This is a genomic window from Lacinutrix undariae (assembly GCF_052934785.1).
The window spans coordinates 1542155-1558201 of sequence record NZ_CM128809.1; the positions used below are offsets into that span (position 1 = coordinate 1542155).

The 16047-nt window shown below is 33.2% G+C and carries 18 protein-coding genes; 12 read left to right on the forward strand and 6 right to left on the reverse strand.

The genetic code is table 11. The features are described 5' to 3' along the window. The first annotated feature begins 69 nt into the window (after window positions 1–69). Complete coding sequence (locus ACU4C5_RS06850) at window positions 70–753, forward strand: response regulator transcription factor (RefSeq protein WP_446846325.1); 684 nt, start codon at window positions 70–72, stop codon at window positions 751–753. Beyond that, window positions 754–1797, forward strand: a complete 1044-nt coding sequence (locus ACU4C5_RS06855; RefSeq protein ID WP_446846326.1) for a sensor histidine kinase — start codon at window positions 754–756, stop codon at window positions 1795–1797. It begins immediately after the preceding gene. Here the strand turns inward: ACU4C5_RS06855 and ACU4C5_RS06860 are convergent. Next, a complete protein-coding gene (locus ACU4C5_RS06860; protein ID WP_446846327.1) occupies window positions 1771–2826 on the reverse strand; it encodes a glycosyltransferase in 1056 nt (351 codons plus the stop codon). The genes ACU4C5_RS06855 and ACU4C5_RS06860 overlap by 27 nt on opposite strands. Window positions 2827–3021: 195 nt before the next feature. On the opposite strand from ACU4C5_RS06860, the gene trmB reads away from it, so the two are divergent. From trmB to ACU4C5_RS06910, 10 genes are all read left to right on the forward strand, one after another. Next, window positions 3022–3696 (forward strand): tRNA (guanosine(46)-N7)-methyltransferase TrmB, encoded by a 675-nt coding sequence (gene trmB / locus ACU4C5_RS06865; protein ID WP_446846328.1) that lies wholly within the window; start codon window positions 3022–3024, stop codon window positions 3694–3696. A 2-nt stretch (window positions 3697–3698) separates the two neighbouring features. Next, window positions 3699–4328, forward strand: a complete 630-nt coding sequence (locus ACU4C5_RS06870) for a LysE family transporter (protein ID WP_446846329.1) — start codon at window positions 3699–3701, stop codon at window positions 4326–4328. Between the two features lie 5 nt (window positions 4329–4333). After that, window positions 4334–4663 (forward strand): MGMT family protein, encoded by a 330-nt coding sequence (locus tag ACU4C5_RS06875; RefSeq protein WP_446846330.1) that lies wholly within the window; start codon window positions 4334–4336, stop codon window positions 4661–4663. A gap of 241 nt (window positions 4664–4904) precedes the next feature. Continuing rightward, window positions 4905–6038, forward strand: a complete 1134-nt coding sequence (locus ACU4C5_RS06880) for an Mrp/NBP35 family ATP-binding protein (RefSeq protein WP_446846331.1) — start codon at window positions 4905–4907, stop codon at window positions 6036–6038. Window positions 6039–6094: 56 nt separating this feature from the next. Further along, window positions 6095–6337: a NifU family protein gene (locus ACU4C5_RS06885; protein ID WP_446846332.1), complete on the forward strand. Its 243-nt coding sequence runs from the start codon at window positions 6095–6097 to the stop codon at window positions 6335–6337. 66 nt (window positions 6338–6403) lie between these two features. After that, complete coding sequence (locus tag ACU4C5_RS06890; RefSeq protein ID WP_446846333.1) at window positions 6404–7465, forward strand: NAD(P)/FAD-dependent oxidoreductase; 1062 nt, start codon at window positions 6404–6406, stop codon at window positions 7463–7465. A 76-nt stretch (window positions 7466–7541) separates the two neighbouring features. Beyond that, on the forward strand, window positions 7542–7874 hold the full coding sequence (locus ACU4C5_RS06895; RefSeq protein ID WP_446846334.1) for a 2Fe-2S iron-sulfur cluster-binding family protein: 333 nt from the start codon (window positions 7542–7544) through the stop codon (window positions 7872–7874). 113 nt (window positions 7875–7987) lie between these two features. Continuing rightward, window positions 7988–9331, forward strand: a complete 1344-nt coding sequence (locus tag ACU4C5_RS06900; protein WP_446846335.1) for a porin — start codon at window positions 7988–7990, stop codon at window positions 9329–9331. Between the two features lie 20 nt (window positions 9332–9351). Next, the gene (locus ACU4C5_RS06905; protein ID WP_446846336.1) at window positions 9352–10431 is read left to right on the forward strand and encodes an imelysin family protein; all 1080 of its coding nucleotides are present in this window, start codon (window positions 9352–9354) and stop codon (window positions 10429–10431) included. An 82-nt stretch (window positions 10432–10513) separates the two neighbouring features. Next, window positions 10514–11905: a di-heme oxidoreductase family protein gene (locus ACU4C5_RS06910; RefSeq protein ID WP_446846337.1), complete on the forward strand. Its 1392-nt coding sequence runs from the start codon at window positions 10514–10516 to the stop codon at window positions 11903–11905. Here the strand turns inward: ACU4C5_RS06910 and ACU4C5_RS06915 are convergent. The 5 genes from ACU4C5_RS06915 to ACU4C5_RS06935 form a co-directional block, all read right to left on the reverse strand. Further along, the gene (locus ACU4C5_RS06915) at window positions 11902–12804 is read right to left on the reverse strand and encodes a metallophosphoesterase family protein (protein WP_446846338.1); all 903 of its coding nucleotides are present in this window, start codon (window positions 12802–12804) and stop codon (window positions 11902–11904) included. The two genes, ACU4C5_RS06910 and ACU4C5_RS06915, sit on opposite strands and share 4 nt — an antisense overlap. A gap of 91 nt (window positions 12805–12895) precedes the next feature. Then, window positions 12896–14074, reverse strand: coding sequence for an acyl-CoA dehydrogenase family protein (locus ACU4C5_RS06920; protein ID WP_446846339.1), 1179 nt, complete (start codon window positions 14072–14074; stop codon window positions 12896–12898). Window positions 14075–14133: 59 nt separating this feature from the next. Beyond that, window positions 14134–14847, reverse strand: a complete 714-nt coding sequence (locus tag ACU4C5_RS06925) for a tRNA1(Val) (adenine(37)-N6)-methyltransferase (protein ID WP_446846340.1) — start codon at window positions 14845–14847, stop codon at window positions 14134–14136. Window positions 14848–14888: 41 nt separating this feature from the next. Next, on the reverse strand, window positions 14889–15419 hold the full coding sequence (rimM, locus tag ACU4C5_RS06930) for a ribosome maturation factor RimM (RefSeq protein WP_446846341.1): 531 nt from the start codon (window positions 15417–15419) through the stop codon (window positions 14889–14891). Between the two features lie 123 nt (window positions 15420–15542). Continuing rightward, window positions 15543–16043, reverse strand: a complete 501-nt coding sequence (locus ACU4C5_RS06935) for a 30S ribosomal protein S16 (protein WP_446846342.1) — start codon at window positions 16041–16043, stop codon at window positions 15543–15545. Between the last annotated feature and the right edge of the window lie 4 nt (window positions 16044–16047).

Here is a 16047-nt window from a genome sequence, read left to right on the forward strand (position 1 = left end):
TTTTACCTTAGTCTTAGATTTTTTCATTAAGTTTACCTTTACACATCAAAATTTCTCAAAACATTAGAAATGAAAAAAAAGGATATTAAAATATTATTGGTAGATGATGAGCCAGACATTTTAGAAATAGTTGGTTATAATTTATCTTCTGAAGGCTATCAGGTAATTACTGCTGAAAACGGATTTGAAGCTGTTAAAAAAGCAAAAAAAGAACGTCCTCAGTTAATCATTTTAGATGTGATGATGCCAGAAATGGATGGTATTGAAGCTTGTGAGCAAATTAGAAAAATTCCAGATTTAAGCGAAACTATTATTACATTCTTAACCGCAAGAGGTGAGGATTATTCTCAAGTAGCAGGATTTGATGCTGGTGCCGATGATTATATCACAAAACCAATTAAGCCAAAAGTATTAGTAAGTAAAGTAAAGGCTCTTTTAAGACGATTAAAAGAAGATGATGCTTCAGAAAGTATCATGAAAATAGGACACCTTATTATTAATAGAGAAGAATATAAAATTACTTTAAAAGGAGAAGAAATTATCTTACCTCGTAAAGAATTTGAATTATTATCTTTATTAGCTACAAAACCAGGAAAAGTATTTAAAAGAGAAGAAATTTTAGATAGAGTATGGGGAAATGAAGTTGTTGTTGGAGGTCGTACTATTGATGTTCATATTAGAAAACTTAGAGAAAAAATAGGAGATAAAAGCTTTAAAACTGTAAAAGGTGTTGGCTATAAGTTTGTAGAATAAATGCAGAAAAAATTAAAAAAAACATACAAGTTCGCTATCCGAACTTCATTGTATATCACCATTTTTTTAACGCTCTTTACGAGTGTTTTTTTATACGTAACAGCAGAATTGCAATGGTTGTTTCCAATGCTTTTTGTGCCAATATGTTACGTCATTTCATTTTTAATTATTCAATACCGAGTTGAACGATTTATATACCGTCGTGTAAAAAAAATATACGATGATCTTACACTTCTAGAAGCACGTTCTTTGCGTAAGCAACCCATAACAACAGATATGGCAACACTTACCAGAGAAATTGATAAGTATGCAAAAGATAAAAAACTTGAAATAGAAACCCTAAAAGTAAGAGAAGAATACAGAAAAGAGTTTTTAGGAAACGTTTCTCACGAATTAAAAACACCTCTTTTTACTGTTCAAGGTTATTTGGAGACACTTATTGATGGCGCACAAAATAACCAAGAAATAAGAGAAAAATATTTAGAAAGAGCCAATAAAGGCGTAGAGCGCCTTATTTATATTGTACGCGATTTAGATATGATTACAAAACTAGAAGTTGGAGATTTAAGTCTTAATGTAGATGTTTTTGATATTGTAGAACTCGTAGATAGCGTGTTCGAATTATTAGAAATGAAAGCCGCAAAAAAACGCATCACCCTTACTTTTGATATGGAATATAAACAGCCAATTTTGGTGAACGGTGACAAAGAGCGCATTCAACAAGTACTAACCAATCTTATTGTAAACTCTATTAAATACGGACGCGAAAAAGGAACTACCGAGGTTAGTATTGAAAATCTTATAAAAAACAAAGTTATCGTTCGAGTTACCGATAATGGAGAAGGGATTGAAAAAGTGAATATCCCAAGACTATTTGAACGCTTTTATAGGGTAGATAAAAGTGGGTCGCGAAAAGAAGGAGGGTCAGGATTAGGACTCGCTATTGTTAAACATATTATTGAAGCTCACGACGAAAAAATTTATATTGAAAGTGAATTTGGTGTAGGAAGTGAATTCTCATTTACCTTGGAAAAGGTTGAATAATTTCTTGTAATTTAACTCATAATGAATATCACTCAAACCCTTATAATTAGATATATTATTAAGTTGTTCTAAACTAAATTCATCCTGTGTGCAATGTGCAACAAGTTGTTGTTCATCTAGCTTTTTAGCCAAATATTCTTGTTCAAATTGCCCAGGAGTTGGAATAAAAAAGGCACGTTTATCCAATTTTGCCAAATCCATAACAGTAGTATATCCAGATCTCGAAATAACAAAAGCACTCTCATTAATAGCCGTTTCCAGTTCATCACTTTTCATATAATTGTAAACCGTCATGTTTTCAAACTGCTCAATATGTTGTTTGTCTTCAATAACCCCTTTTACAAACATAACTTTACCGTTAAAATCCTTAAAAAGCAATAACATTTTTTCCTCCAAAAGTGTACGCTGAGGTTCTGGTCCCGATAATAAAATCATAAAATCATAACGATTAGGAAGTGTTTTTTTCTCAAAACGACTTATCGGTCCAATATATTTAATAGGAATATCTAAAAAATTGATATGCCCCAATTTTCCACTCAAATTTGGAGTTCCCGAATTATCCGGCACCCAACATTCATTAAATTTTGAAATAAATTTCTGATGAATTTTAGTACTCAACCAAGTCGTAGAGCCACTCAAAACCTGTAATTGATGCGTAATAAAAACCGATGGCACTAATTTAGAGTGTACACCTAAGCGATTATCAGAAATAATTCCATCAATACTATAAGTGTTAACAATGGCTTTTGTGGCTTTTTTCTCGTTTTTAATCGCCTTCGCTACTTTGGGCGAATTTGCAATAATTTTCAGCTTAAACCATTTTCCTTTTTTAGCATAAGTTACCCCATAACTCGGTAATTCTACAGTAATAAGTTGCGGAAACTCTTTTTTCAAAAGTTCCAATGCAATTCCATCACTCGCAATAATTGGTTCGTAATCACAGGCAATTAATCCTTGTATAATAGGTATACAACGTGTAGCATGACCAAGACCCCAATTAAGCGGCGCAACTAAAATTCGTTTTTTCATAAGCTTTTGGGCGTGCCTTTCGTTACCTCAAGTCGGGCTTTCAGCAGTCGCTTTATTTTTCTTAAAAAAAATAAGAGCTCCAACAAAGCTTCAATCCCTCACGCATTTTTCAATAATATCAAAGATAAGTATTATATCGCTATGATATATTTCCTTAATTTTACCGAATCTTATAATAAACATTAAATTACAACTGTGGGAAGTAAAAATAAACTGAAACGTTTTAGAGAGAATGATACCTTCAATAACGTATTTCAACCTTCAAGAGAAGAATTGGTTGAAGGCAATTTCGAATTAAAAGGACAATGGAACAAAACCTTTTTTAAAAACGACAACCCTTTAGTTTTAGAGCTAGGTTGTGGTAAAGGTGAATATTCAGTAGGATTAGCGCAAAAATATCCAAACAAAAACTTTGTAGGCGTAGATATTAAAGGTGCACGTTTTTGGAGAGGTGCTAAAACCGCTATTGAAGACGGTATTCCTAATGTTGCGTTTTTAAGAGCACAAATTGAATTAATAGATCACGCCTTTGCAGAAAACGAAGTCGATGAAATTTGGATTACATTCCCCGATCCTCAAATAAAATACAAACGTACCAAACACCGTATGACAAATGCCGATTTTTTAGCACGTTATAAATCTATATTAAAACCAGATGGTGTAATGAACCTAAAAACCGATAGCGAGTTTATGCACGGTTATACTTTAGGATTATTACATGGTGCAGGTCACGAAGTATTATACGCTAACCACGATGTATACAAACAAGAAGGAAGCCCTGAAGAAGTGACTAGTATACAAACATTTTACGAAAGTCAGTATTTAGTGCATGATAAAGCAATTACGTATATTAGATTTAAAATCAAATAGTTTTGAATATCACGCTTGTTTTTTTTCTAGGATTAATTATTGCGCTTGTAGGTGTTGTACCTCCAGGTTTATTAAATATGACTGCCGCTAAAATTAGTCTTAAAGAAGGTGCTAATCGTGGTATAATGTTTTCAATAGGTGCTTGTTGTATTGTGTTTTTACAAACTTATATTGCAGCACTTTTTGCACGTTATTTAAGTAATCATCAAGATGTAGTTGCTGTGTTGCAGCGTGTCGCTTTTGTATTATTTGTACTTATTACAGTTTACTTTTTATTGATTGCAAAGTCAGGACCAAAAAAAGAAATTAAGCCACGTACTAAAAGTAAAAAATCCCGTTTTTTTCAAGGGATGCTTTTATCTGGGTTAAACGTGTTTCCAGTTCCGTATCAAGCTTATATGACGGTTACATTATCGTCTTTAGGATGGTTAGAGTTTGAGCGTATAAGTATCTTATCTTACGTTGCCGGAGCTGCTACCGGAACTTTTGTAATGCTGTATCTGTATATGTTTTTCTTTGATAAAATTAAAGATCGCACATTTACATCTCAAAAAAACATGAACCGTATTATTGGCTCCATTACAGGTTTAATTGCTATTGTAACTTTGGTAAATATTATTAGATCGTTATAAGAAACATGAAGCCCGAAACATTAAATTTTTACGATAAAGTATACGAGGTCGCTAAACAAATTCCTTTTGGTCGTGTTACCAGCTATGGCGCTATTGCAACCTATTTAGGTGCAGCAAGAAGTGCTCGTATGGTTGGATATGCCATGAATGGTTCGCACGGAAAAGATGTTCCTGCGCATCGTGTGGTAAACAGGAAAGGCTTACTTACAGGAAAACATCATTTTGATGGTACCAATCTTATGCAACAGCTTTTAGAAAGCGAAGGGATTAAAGTAAAAGAGCTTCAGATTGTAGATTTACCGTCTGTGTATTGGGATCCTTCTCAAGAACTATAAGCTCGTTTTTTCTTCGGAAGTTAAAAATAAAGAAATTTAAGTGCTTTTTTTAACGTATTTCCATCTTCAATTACACGATTCATCATTTCAATTATTCTACTTCTAATTGTAAACCTTTTGCAGTATATTTGCATAATAGAATGATTCTTAATTAAAGAATAAAACAAACAGACTTAAACCGTGAAATCGCTCATGTAAATAAGAACGATTTTTACGACTAAAATATTTAATATCAGTAGATATGAAGTTAGATAAACAAGATATATTTAAAGCACTTGAAACTATTTCTGCACCTGGTGAAGGACAGAATATGGTAGAAAGTGGAGCCGTTACAAACATAATTACTTTTGGAGATGAGATTGTTGTAGATATTACAATCACAAACCCAAGTTTACAGGCTAAAAAGAAAACCGAAGTTGAAATCATGAAAACAATTCATGAAAAGGTTTACGAAAAAGCAAAAATAAAAGTTAATGTAAAAGTTAACGCTCCAGCAGCTCCAAAAAATGAAATTAAAGGGAAAAATATCCCTGGAATTAAAAATATTGTAGCTGTAGCATCAGGAAAAGGTGGTGTTGGTAAATCTACAGTAACAGCAAATCTTGCGGTAACTTTAGCTAAAATGGGTTTTAATGTTGGGATTTTAGATGCCGATATTTACGGACCATCAGTGCCAATTATGTTTGATGTTGAAAACGAGAAACCTTTAGCAATAAATGTAGAAGGGAAATCTAAAATGAAACCAGTTGAAAATTACGGTGTAAAAGTGTTATCTATCGGATTTTTTACAAAACCAGATCAAGCTGTAGTTTGGAGAGGACCAATGGCTGCAAAAGCATTAAACCAAATGATTTTTGATGCACACTGGGGAGAACTAGATTTTATGCTTATTGATTTACCTCCAGGAACAGGAGATATTCATTTAAGTATCATGCAATCGCTACCTATTACAGGAGCAGTTGTAGTAAGTACACCTCAAAATGTTGCTTTAGCAGATGCTAAAAAAGGAGTTGCAATGTTTCAACAAGAGAGCATTAATGTGCCTGTTTTAGGAATTATTGAAAACATGGCTTACTTTACTCCAGATGAGTTGCCAGATAATAAATATTATATTTTTGGAAGAGCGGGTGCTAAAAACCTGTCGGAAGATTTAAAAGTACCTTTCCTTGGCGAAATTCCTTTAATACAATCTATTCGCGAAGCAGGAGATATTGGTCGTCCAGCAGCATTACAAGAAGATACTGTGTTAAGTCAGGCTTTTGAGAAAATCACTCAAAATGTAGTTTACGAAGTTGTAAAACGTAATGACGATTTACCTCCAACAGAGGCTATTAAAATTACAACAATGGCTGGTTGTTCAGCAGTGAAAAAATAATAATTCCGCAGTAATTCGTTCTTTAAAAAAATGAATTACTAGATAAATAAATAAGAATGACTTCAGAAGAACTTAGATTAAATGTAGAAAAAGCATTGGATGAAATCCGTCCTTTTTTAGAAAGTGATGGAGGCAACATTTCTCTTGTTTCTATTGAAGAAGATAAATTTGTAAAAGTACAATTACACGGTGCTTGCGTTGGGTGTAGTGTGAATCAAATGACACTAAAATCTGGCGTTGAAATGACTGTGAAAAAGTACGCTCCACAAATTGAAAAAGTTATAAATGTAGAAGCTTAAAATGTGATTTTTATCATATTAAAGTAATATTTTCATCTTTAACTTTGTCCCCACAAATTAAAACTCATGATTAAAACAGATATACTTATTATAGGCGCTGGCCCAACAGGATTGTTTACCGTTTTTGAAGCTGGTCTTTTAAAATTGAAATGTCATTTAATTGACGCTTTACCGCAACCTGGTGGTCAATGTTCGGAGTTGTATCCAAAAAAACCTATTTATGATATCCCTGCATATCCAGAAATTTTAGCCGATGATTTAACGGTTAAATTAATGGAACAATGCAAGCAGTTTGAACCTGGGTTTACACTTGGTGAACGTGCCGAAACTATAGATAAACAAGAAGACGGGTCGTTTATAGTAACCACAAATAAAGGAACAAAACATCAAGCACCAGTTGTAGCAATTGCTGGTGGACTTGGTAGTTTTGAACCACGTAAACCTTTAATTCATAATCTTTCGGATTTTGAAGATAAAGGTGTGGAATACATGATTAAAGATCCAGAAATATATCGCGGTAAAAAAGTGGTGATTGCTGGAGGAGGAGATTCTGCATTAGATTGGAGTATCTTTTTAAGTGATATTGCTAGTAGTGTAACTTTAATTCACAGACGTAGTGAATTTAGAGGACATTTAGATTCTGTTGAGAAAGTACAAGAATTAAAAAATCAAGGAAAGATTAATTTAATCACTCCTGGAGAAGTTGTTGGTATTCTTGGGGATAAACACGTAAAAGGTGTTGTGGTAAAACAAGCACAACATATTGAAACAGAAACAGAGTTAGAATGTGATCACTTTATTCCGCTTTTTGGATTGTCACCAAAATTAGGACCCATTGCAAATTGGGGACTAGAGATTGAAAAAAATGCCATTAAAGTGAATAATGCTTTAGATTATCAAACCAATATTCCAGGAATTTATGCCATTGGAGATGTTAATACATATCCAGGTAAATTAAAACTGATTTTATGTGGTTTTCATGAAGCAACATTAATGTGTCAATCTGCATATCAAATTATTAATCCAGGAAAACGCTATGTATTAAAATATACTACCGTTGCCGGAATTGATGGTTTTGATGGTACAAGAAAAGAATCGCCAAAAGCAGTTGTAAAGAAAATTGAGTAAGAGAAAATAATATTCAGTTGAATATTATTTTTTTAGATTACTTCGGAATACCTACAAAATAGAAATATTTTTTAAAATGGAACAAGACATAAACATAACAATTATAGATAGAGATGGTGTTTCTCACGATATTGAAGCACCTACAGATATGGCTATGAATCTTATGGAAGTTGTACGCTCTTACGAACTAGCACCCGAAGGTACTATTGGTATTTGTGGCGGTATGGCTATGTGTGCGTCTTGCCAATGTTATGTGCAAAGTGACACACCATTACCTGAAATGCAAGACGATGAAGAAGCAATGCTTTTTGAAGCTTTTAATGTTAAAGATAACTCACGTCTAGGTTGCCAAATACAAATGACTCCCGAAATGGAAGGACTTAAGGTAGAATTAGCACCTGAAAGTTAAGCCTAAAAACACTCTTTTTTTAAAATCATAAAATTTTCTTAAAATAAATTCGTTTTTTTATTTGTATTAAGTCTAAATAAGAATAGATTTGCAGTCTTATTTATAATGATATAATGAAAAAAGTAATATGTATACTACTAGTGATTGTTTCTGCTAGTGTAAATGCGCAAGTAAAAAACGATTCAATCGCTTTAAAACAGCTTAAGGAAGAAATTAAGCAAGAGCTTAGAGCAGAATTTGAAGCTAAAGCACAATCTCAAAAAAAGCCTTTAGTTGATGTTAGCAGATTCAGCTTACGAGGATATGGTGTTGTTAATTATTATAATAACGATTATGATACTGATCCAGAATTAAAAGACAAATTTGATGCTGAACGTTTAAATTTATATTTAGAATATAAATTTACTGATAAGATAAGTTTAAAAACTGAAATTGAATACGAACACGGAGGAACAGCTTCAGCAATAGGATTAGACACTCAAGAAGAATTTGGTGAATTTGAAGACGAAATTGAAACTGGAGGAGGCGTAAAGCTAGAGCAAGTTCATATTAACTTCCAAATAGCGCCTTATTTTAACATTCGTGCCGGAAAAATGAAAATGTATTTCGGTCTTCATCAAAGTTTAGATACACCCGTACAATATTTTACCACTACACGTCAGGAAATGGAAAATGCCATCTTACCTCTAGGTTGGTACGAAACAGGAATTGAGTTTTACGGTACATTTGCAAAACGCTTTAACTATCGCGCTTATATTGTAAGCGGATTAGATGCCTCAGGATTTTCTTCAAGAGGTTGGATAAAAGACGGATATCAACAACGTTTTGAAATGGCAAACGCACAATCGTTAGCATTTTCAGCACGATTAGATTACAAATTTGGTACACATAAAGATTCATACGTTGGTATTGCGGCTTACATTAATGATGCTGCTGCTAACCGTCCAAAAAATGATATGAGCGAGAGCGCTTATGTTACCATTGTTGAAGGACATGTTACCTATAACGAAAATAATTTACGTTTTAATGCTATTGGTCTTTACGGAAATTTAGAAAACTCAAACATTGTTTCTATCCGAAATGCTAATTTATCAAACAATTTAGGTGTAAAAAGAACACCAGTTGGTAAAAATGCTTTAGGACTTTCGGCAGAAATAGGATACAATATTTTACCGCTATTAAAAGGAAAATCTACTCAAATGCTTTACCCTTTTATGCGTTACGATTATTACGATACTATGCAAGATGTTGAAGGTAGTATTATTGATAACCCACGTTGGGAACGTAGTACAATTACAGGAGGAATTAACTGGTTTGTTCATCCGCAAATTGTAGTTAAAGCACAATATTCAGACAGACGTTTAGGCTCAGAAAACTACGACTTATCTACCTTAGAATATACAGGTGAAAAACAGCATGACAGAACATTCTCAACAGGAATAGGATTCAAATTTTAATACATATAAATACATACACAATGAAAAAACGTTCAATAATTTTAAGCGCATTAGCATTAACTGCAGTTAGTCTTACAAGTTGTAGTGATAATGATGATTCAACAGAAGTTGAAGATCCAAACGCAGGAATATATACAGAAGTTTTAACAGATCTATCTGTTGATGTAATTACAGAAACTTACAACAGTCTTTATTCAAATGCACAAACTTTAGAAACTGCTGCAGCAGCACTTACTATTGGAAACGAAACGCAATTACAAGCAGTTAAAGAAGCATGGCAAAATACAAGAGCACCTTGGGAAGAATCTGAAGGGTTTTTATACGGACCAGTAGATACAGACGGAATTGATCCAGCTATTGATTCTTGGCCAGTTGATGTTAATGCTATTGATAATATTTTAAGTAGTAGTAACGCTATTACATCTACTTTATTAGAAAGTAATAACGAAGCAAGAGGTTTTCATACTATTGAATATTTTGTTTGGGGATTAGATGGAAATAAAGCAGCATCAGAATTAACAGCTAGAGAACTTGAATACTTAGTAGCTGCTACTCAAAATTTACAAGCTCAAACTCAAGATTTATACTTTGGATGGTTAGCATCTCAAGGAAATTTTGCAGCTAACTTTATTAATGCAGGTGAATCTGGATCAATCTATACATCTCAAAAAGGTGCTTTAGAAGAAATTGTAGAAGGATTAGCAATTATTGCTGATGAAGTTGCAAATGGTAAAATTGAAGAACCGTTAAATGGAAATAATGGTGGTGCAAAACCAGAAGCTGAAGAATCTCGTTTTAGTAATAACTCAAAATTAGATTTTGCTAATAATATTAGAAGTATTCAAAACATATACTTAGGTACTTTTGATGCTGAAGACCATAAAGGTCTTACAGATATTGTAATTCTTACAGATGCAGATTTAGATGTTACAGTGAAAGGTGCAATTTCAGATGCTATTACAGCTATCGAAGCCATTTCAGGAACATTCACTGATGCTATTGTAAATGACAGAACAGCTGTACAAAATGCTCAAACCAAAGTTGCTGAATTATTAGTAGTTTTAGAAAGTGAATTAGTACCATTTATTTCAAACTTATAGTCTCCCTTTTAAATAATAAATAAGTGATTAAAAAGAACATCAGATTTTGATGTTCTTTTTCTCGTTTAAAAATTTATATCTAATGAAATTTAAATCTCCTCTTTATTTTTGCTTGCTTTCCGCAGCAGCGTTATTATCTTCATGTCAATCTGATGAGACTAGTAATTACGAAAATTTACCAAATCTAGAATCTCGTTTAATGGCTGGTGGTGAGACTACCATATTCTTAACCTCAAGTAACGCATTTAGTACGCCTGCAGCAAATCTTAATAGTATAGATTTAGATACGCATTTAGATGGTGATTTTCAGTTTGAAGCTGCTTTTGTAACCGCACCAGCAAGTATAAATGGAGGTATTGGTCCCATTTTTAATAACACATCTTGTATTTCGTGTCATCCAAAAGATGGTAGAGCTCCTTTTCCAGATAATATAAATGCCTTAAGTGGTTTTTTCTTAAGAGCAAGCATACCTGGTGTTGACGAGAATGGTGGTCCGGTTGCAGTGCCTAACTTTGGACTTCAAATTCAAAATCAAGCTATTTTTGGTTATGAACCTGAAGCAAAATTTCAAGTTAATTATACAACTTTCGTTGAAACATTAGCCGATGGTACTCAGATCACGCTTCAAAAACCAGACTATAATTTAATTGATACTTATGTGGCTGTACCAAGTTCAATATTATTATCACCTCGTATTGCACCTCCAGTTTTTGGATTAGGTTTATTAGAAGCCATTTCAGAAGAAGATATTATAGCATATCAAGATATTAATGATAGTGATGAAGATGGTATTTCAGGAAAAGCAAATTATGTTTACGATGCTATTTCAGGAACCACAAAATTAGGTCGTTTTGGTTGGAAAGCTAATACGGCAACTATTTTAGAGCAATGTGCAGGAGCATATTTAGGAGATATGGGAATTACTACTTATATTTTTACTGCAGAAACAGGAGATGGTCAAACCAACGGAAACGATGGTTTAGGTGATGATCCAGAAATTACCGAAGAAATTTTGAATCAAGTTGCAACCTATTGTCAAACACTTGCGGTTCCTGCGCCTAGAAATATTGAAGATGAAAACGTAAGACGTGGTGCTCAATTATTTGAAGATGCCTTATGTGCTAGATGTCACGTGCCAAGTATGGATACTTCTAATCATAGTATTGATGCAATTTCAAATCAAACAATTTATGCTTATACAGATATGTTGTTACATGATATGGGTGATGAATTAGGAGATAATAGACCTGACTTTTTAGCCGATGGAAATGAGTGGAAAACAAGACCGCTTTGGGGAATTGGTTTAACACAAGTAGTTAATGGTCATACAGATTTATTACACGACGGTAGAGCAAAAAGTGTTACAGAGGCTATATTATGGCATGGAGGTGAGGCTGAAACTGCTAAAAATAACTTTAAAGCATTATCTACTTCAGAACGTGAAGACTTATTAAGTTTTATTAATTCTCTTTAAGAAGCAGACGTTTTATAATCTATTAATTTTGTGGGACCTTCTAGTAAGGTCCTTACAATTTTAAGAGTACCATCATCGGTAGTTTCAATATGCCATTTAATAAGTGATATTTTACCGTGTTCAATTTCTATACCCGTAATACTTCTTGGGTGTACACAACTACCATCATTAAAAAAAGCAATATCACCAGGCTTAGGAAACCGTGGTCTGTGCGTATGACCAACAATAGTAATTTGATTATTATTTTCGCTAATCCATTTTTTTGTACGACGTTCTACCTTTATTAATTCTGTGTAGTTTTTTGCAGGAGTAGTAGGATCTGCAATTCCCATTACGTTTAAGGGTTTCCAAAGTATTCTAACTAAAAACCGACTCCATTTCCAAAAGGTGTAATTCCACCAATCAGCTTGATGGCCATGTGTTAAAAAAAGTTCTTGATTACTTTCGGTATGTTTTAAAATCAGACCTTCATGATATTTAATTCCGCAGAATAAATCTTTATCTTGTCCTGTTTTAGCATCAAAAAAAGTAGATAAATGTTTCTCTACATATTTAGGGTTGCGATATACCATATCATGATTTCCCCAAATCATATGTAAGCGTTCTGTATCATGAAACTGTTTCATGAGCATGTAAACGTTTTTATGCGCATTAAAAATAGATTCAAACGATAGGTTTTCCCAAAGTTCATCACCATCACCAATTTCACAATACTGAAAACCTTCAGTATAATAATGCTTTAAGGCGTGAAAATAAATGTTACGATTATTAGCAAAATCATCTGCAAAACTATTATCACCTCTATGGCAATCGCTAAATAATATAAATTTAGAATCGTCGTTAAAAGGAATCGTTTTTGCGTTTTTAAAGGCGCGATCTAATCGTGTTTTTGAAGACATGGTTTTACTTTATGGTACTAATTTAAATAAAAAATGCGTCTCAATTAAGAGAAGCATTTTTTATAAGTTATATTTTTAATAGATTTTATGACTATTTAAAAGCGTTTAAACCTGTAATGTCTAATCCTGTGATAAGTAAATGAATATCGTGTGTACCTTCGTAAGTGACAACACTTTCTAGGTTCATCATATGTCTCATAATAGAATATTCTCCACTAATTCCCATCCCACCAAGCATTTGTCTTGAGTCGCGAGCAATTTTTAAAGCCATATCTACATTATTTCGTTTAGCCATTGAAATTTGAGCAGAAGTTGCGGTTCCATTTTCACGCATTACACCAAGTCTCCAAGCTAATAATTGTGCTTTAGTGATTTCGGTAATCATCTCAGCAAGCTTTTTTTGTTGTAATTGGAATTGCCCAATAGGTTTATCAAATTGCATACGTTCTTTACTGTAACGCAATGCGGTGTCATAACAATCCATTGCAGCTCCAATTGCACCCCAAGCAATACCAAAACGTGCAGAATCAAGGCAACCAAGCGGTGCGCCTAATCCAGATTTGTTAGGTAATAAATTCTCTTTAGGTACTTTTACATTATCAAAAATAAGTTCACCTGTTGCGCTTGCACGAAGTGACCATTTGTTATGTGTTTCTGGTGTTGAAAAACCTTCCATACCACGCTCTACAAGTAAACCATGAATACGTCCTGTTTCGTCTTTAGCCCAAACTACTGCAACGTTGCAAAAAGGCGCATTTGAAATCCACATTTTAGCACCATTTAAAAGGTAATGGTCACCCATATCTTTAAAGTTGGTTACCATTCCACCAGGATTTGAACCGTGATCTGGTTCTGTAAGACCAAAAGATCCTATCCATTCTCCAGAAGCTAATTTAGGTAAGTATTTATTGCGTTGTTCTTCGTTTCCGTATTTCCAAATAGGGTACATTACTAATGAAGATTGTACAGATGCTGTACTACGAACACCAGAGTCACCACGTTCAATTTCTTGCATAATCAATCCGTAAGAAATTTGATCTAATCCTGCGCCACCGTATTGTTCAGGAATGTATGGTCCAAAAGCACCAATTTCAGCTAATCCTTTTACAATTTGTGTAGGGAATTCAGCTTTTTGTGCATAGTCTTCAATAATAGGAGAAACGTCTCGTTTTACCCATTCTCTTGCGGCGTCACGGACTAATTTATGTTCTTCTGTTAAAAGTTCATCAAGATTGTAATAATCAGGAGCTTCAAATAAATCTGGTTTCATAATATCGTTTTAGTTGAAAACAAAAGTAACGAAAACGATTTCTATGCCCAATATAAAAATTACATTTTTAGATAAAAATCTTTAGTTAGATTTATATAGTCTTCAGTATATTGATGTCTTGAGGTCTCAATAATCAATTTTTTTGTTAAAATTTCGCTTTCGCGGAATGAAAGCTCAATAAGACTTCTTTTAATGTTTGATGTTTCATGACCTTGTATGTGTAAGGTGTTATTTGCAAATAAGCCTGATTTTGAAGCTAGATTTAAGAATTTTTCTTCTTCTGAATACGGAATAACAACTGCAAATTTACCTTCTTTTGAAAGTAATTTAGTTACTGCTTCAATTAAATGTTCAAAAGGCATAGCATCTTGAAAACGTGCTAAATCTCTTTGCTTGTCTTCGGTTTTATAATCTTCAGAATAAAAGGGAGGGTTTGAAATAATAAGGTCGTATTTATCATCAATCTCTTCTGTAAATTCTTGCAATGCGGCATGGTAGCAAAATAAACGATCACCCCAAGGTGCACTTTCAAAATTGTCAACACATTGCTCGTAAGCGTCATCATCAATTTCAATAGCATCAATAACTTCTGCGTTACTTCGTTGTGCCATCATAAGACTTAAAACACCGGTACCAGCACCAATATCAAGGATAGAAAACGGATTGAAATCTAAGGTTGCCCATGCGCCCAAAAGCACACCATCTGTACCAATTTTCATAGCACAACGATCTTGATTTACTGAGAATTCTTTAAATTGAAATGGCTTGTTCATAAGTGAAAAAGTTCTTCTGTTAAGGAAGGTTTAATATGGGATTATTCTTCTAAATATAAATCAATTAATCCTTCAGGAGTTTTTACAAAAACGGTTTTGTTTTCTCTATCTATTTTTTCTATAAATTCATCATTCATAGGAATTAAAATTTCAATACCATCACGATCTATTTCAAAAAGAGATTGTGCGGTGCTATCGTTTACAGATTTTAAGATTCCTACGGTTCCGTAATTGATATCTTCAACTTTAAAGTTGATTATTTCATGAAAATAAAATTTATTACCTTCTAGTTTTGGTAAAAACTCTAGAGGTAAGTATAAATCACATTTCATAATACTATCTGCATCTTGCTCAGTATCCACTTCTTCAAATTTAATACGTAATAATTCTGATTTATGTAATTGAGAAGATTCAATGAAAAAAGGAATTAGGTTATTTCTAAGTTCCATAAAAACAGAGTCTAGGTTGTCATATAATTCGGGCTCATCAGTATCTAATTTTACTAATATTTCGCCTTTAAAACTGTATTTTTTTACAATTTTACCTAAATAGAAACAATCTTCTTTTTTCATAATTAATGGATGTTACGAGCTAATTTTTTTTGTGTATGCGTATGATATAGTTCGGTAGATTTAGAATACAAAAAACTCCGATACAAATATATCGGAGTTTTTAAAAGTATAAAAAAATATTTTTTATTCTTCTTCGTTTGATGCTTCTGCTTCAACTTCTGGAGCTTCTTCAACTGCAGGTGTTGCTGCGGCGATTCTTGCTTCATTTACAGCTTTTTCAGCTGCGAAAGCTTTTGCTTTTGCATCAGCTTCAGCTTGAGATAATCCGTCAGCTTTAGCTTGTACTTTGTTTCCTTTTTCATCTAACCAAGCAGTAAATTTAGCTTCTGCTTGCTCTTCAGTTAAGGCTCCTTTTCTAACTCCTCCAGCTAAATGGTTTTTAAGTAAAGCTCCTTTATAAGATAAAATAGCTTTAGCAGTATCAGTAGGTTGTGCACCATTCTGTAACCATTGTACAGCACCATCAACATTTAATTCAATAGTTGCAGGGTTTGTGTTTGGATTGTAGATACCTAATTTTGCTAAGTATTTACCATCTCTTTTTGATCTAGCATCTGCTGCTACGATCCAGTAAAAAGGTTTTCCTTTTTTACCGTGTCTTTGTAATCTAATTTTAACTGACATAAAA

Coding starts and splice junctions, on each gene's coding strand:
- ACU4C5_RS06850 (WP_446846325.1), top strand. CDS start 70: ATGAAAAAAAAGGATATTAAAATATTATTGGTAGATGATGAGCCAGAC.
- ACU4C5_RS06855 (WP_446846326.1), top strand. CDS start 754: ATGCAGAAAAAATTAAAAAAAACATACAAGTTCGCTATCCGAACTTCA.
- ACU4C5_RS06860 (WP_446846327.1), bottom strand. CDS start 2,826: ATGAAAAAACGAATTTTAGTTGCGCCGCTTAATTGGGGTCTTGGTCAT.
- ACU4C5_RS06875 (WP_446846330.1), top strand. CDS start 4,334: ATGAAGCCCGAAACATTAAATTTTTACGATAAAGTATACGAGGTCGCT.
- ACU4C5_RS06880 (WP_446846331.1), top strand. CDS start 4,905: ATGAAGTTAGATAAACAAGATATATTTAAAGCACTTGAAACTATTTCT.
- ACU4C5_RS06885 (WP_446846332.1), top strand. CDS start 6,095: ATGACTTCAGAAGAACTTAGATTAAATGTAGAAAAAGCATTGGATGAA.
- ACU4C5_RS06890 (WP_446846333.1), top strand. CDS start 6,404: ATGATTAAAACAGATATACTTATTATAGGCGCTGGCCCAACAGGATTG.
- ACU4C5_RS06895 (WP_446846334.1), top strand. CDS start 7,542: ATGGAACAAGACATAAACATAACAATTATAGATAGAGATGGTGTTTCT.
- ACU4C5_RS06900 (WP_446846335.1), top strand. CDS start 7,988: ATGAAAAAAGTAATATGTATACTACTAGTGATTGTTTCTGCTAGTGTA.
- ACU4C5_RS06905 (WP_446846336.1), top strand. CDS start 9,352: ATGAAAAAACGTTCAATAATTTTAAGCGCATTAGCATTAACTGCAGTT.
- ACU4C5_RS06910 (WP_446846337.1), top strand. CDS start 10,514: ATGAAATTTAAATCTCCTCTTTATTTTTGCTTGCTTTCCGCAGCAGCG.
- ACU4C5_RS06915 (WP_446846338.1), bottom strand. CDS start 12,804: ATGTCTTCAAAAACACGATTAGATCGCGCCTTTAAAAACGCAAAAACG.
- ACU4C5_RS06920 (WP_446846339.1), bottom strand. CDS start 14,074: ATGAAACCAGATTTATTTGAAGCTCCTGATTATTACAATCTTGATGAA.
- ACU4C5_RS06925 (WP_446846340.1), bottom strand. CDS start 14,847: ATGAACAAGCCATTTCAATTTAAAGAATTCTCAGTAAATCAAGATCGT.
- rimM (WP_446846341.1), bottom strand. CDS start 15,419: ATGAAAAAAGAAGATTGTTTCTATTTAGGTAAAATTGTAAAAAAATAC.
- ACU4C5_RS06935 (WP_446846342.1), bottom strand. CDS start 16,043: ATGTCAGTTAAAATTAGATTACAAAGACACGGTAAAAAAGGAAAACCT.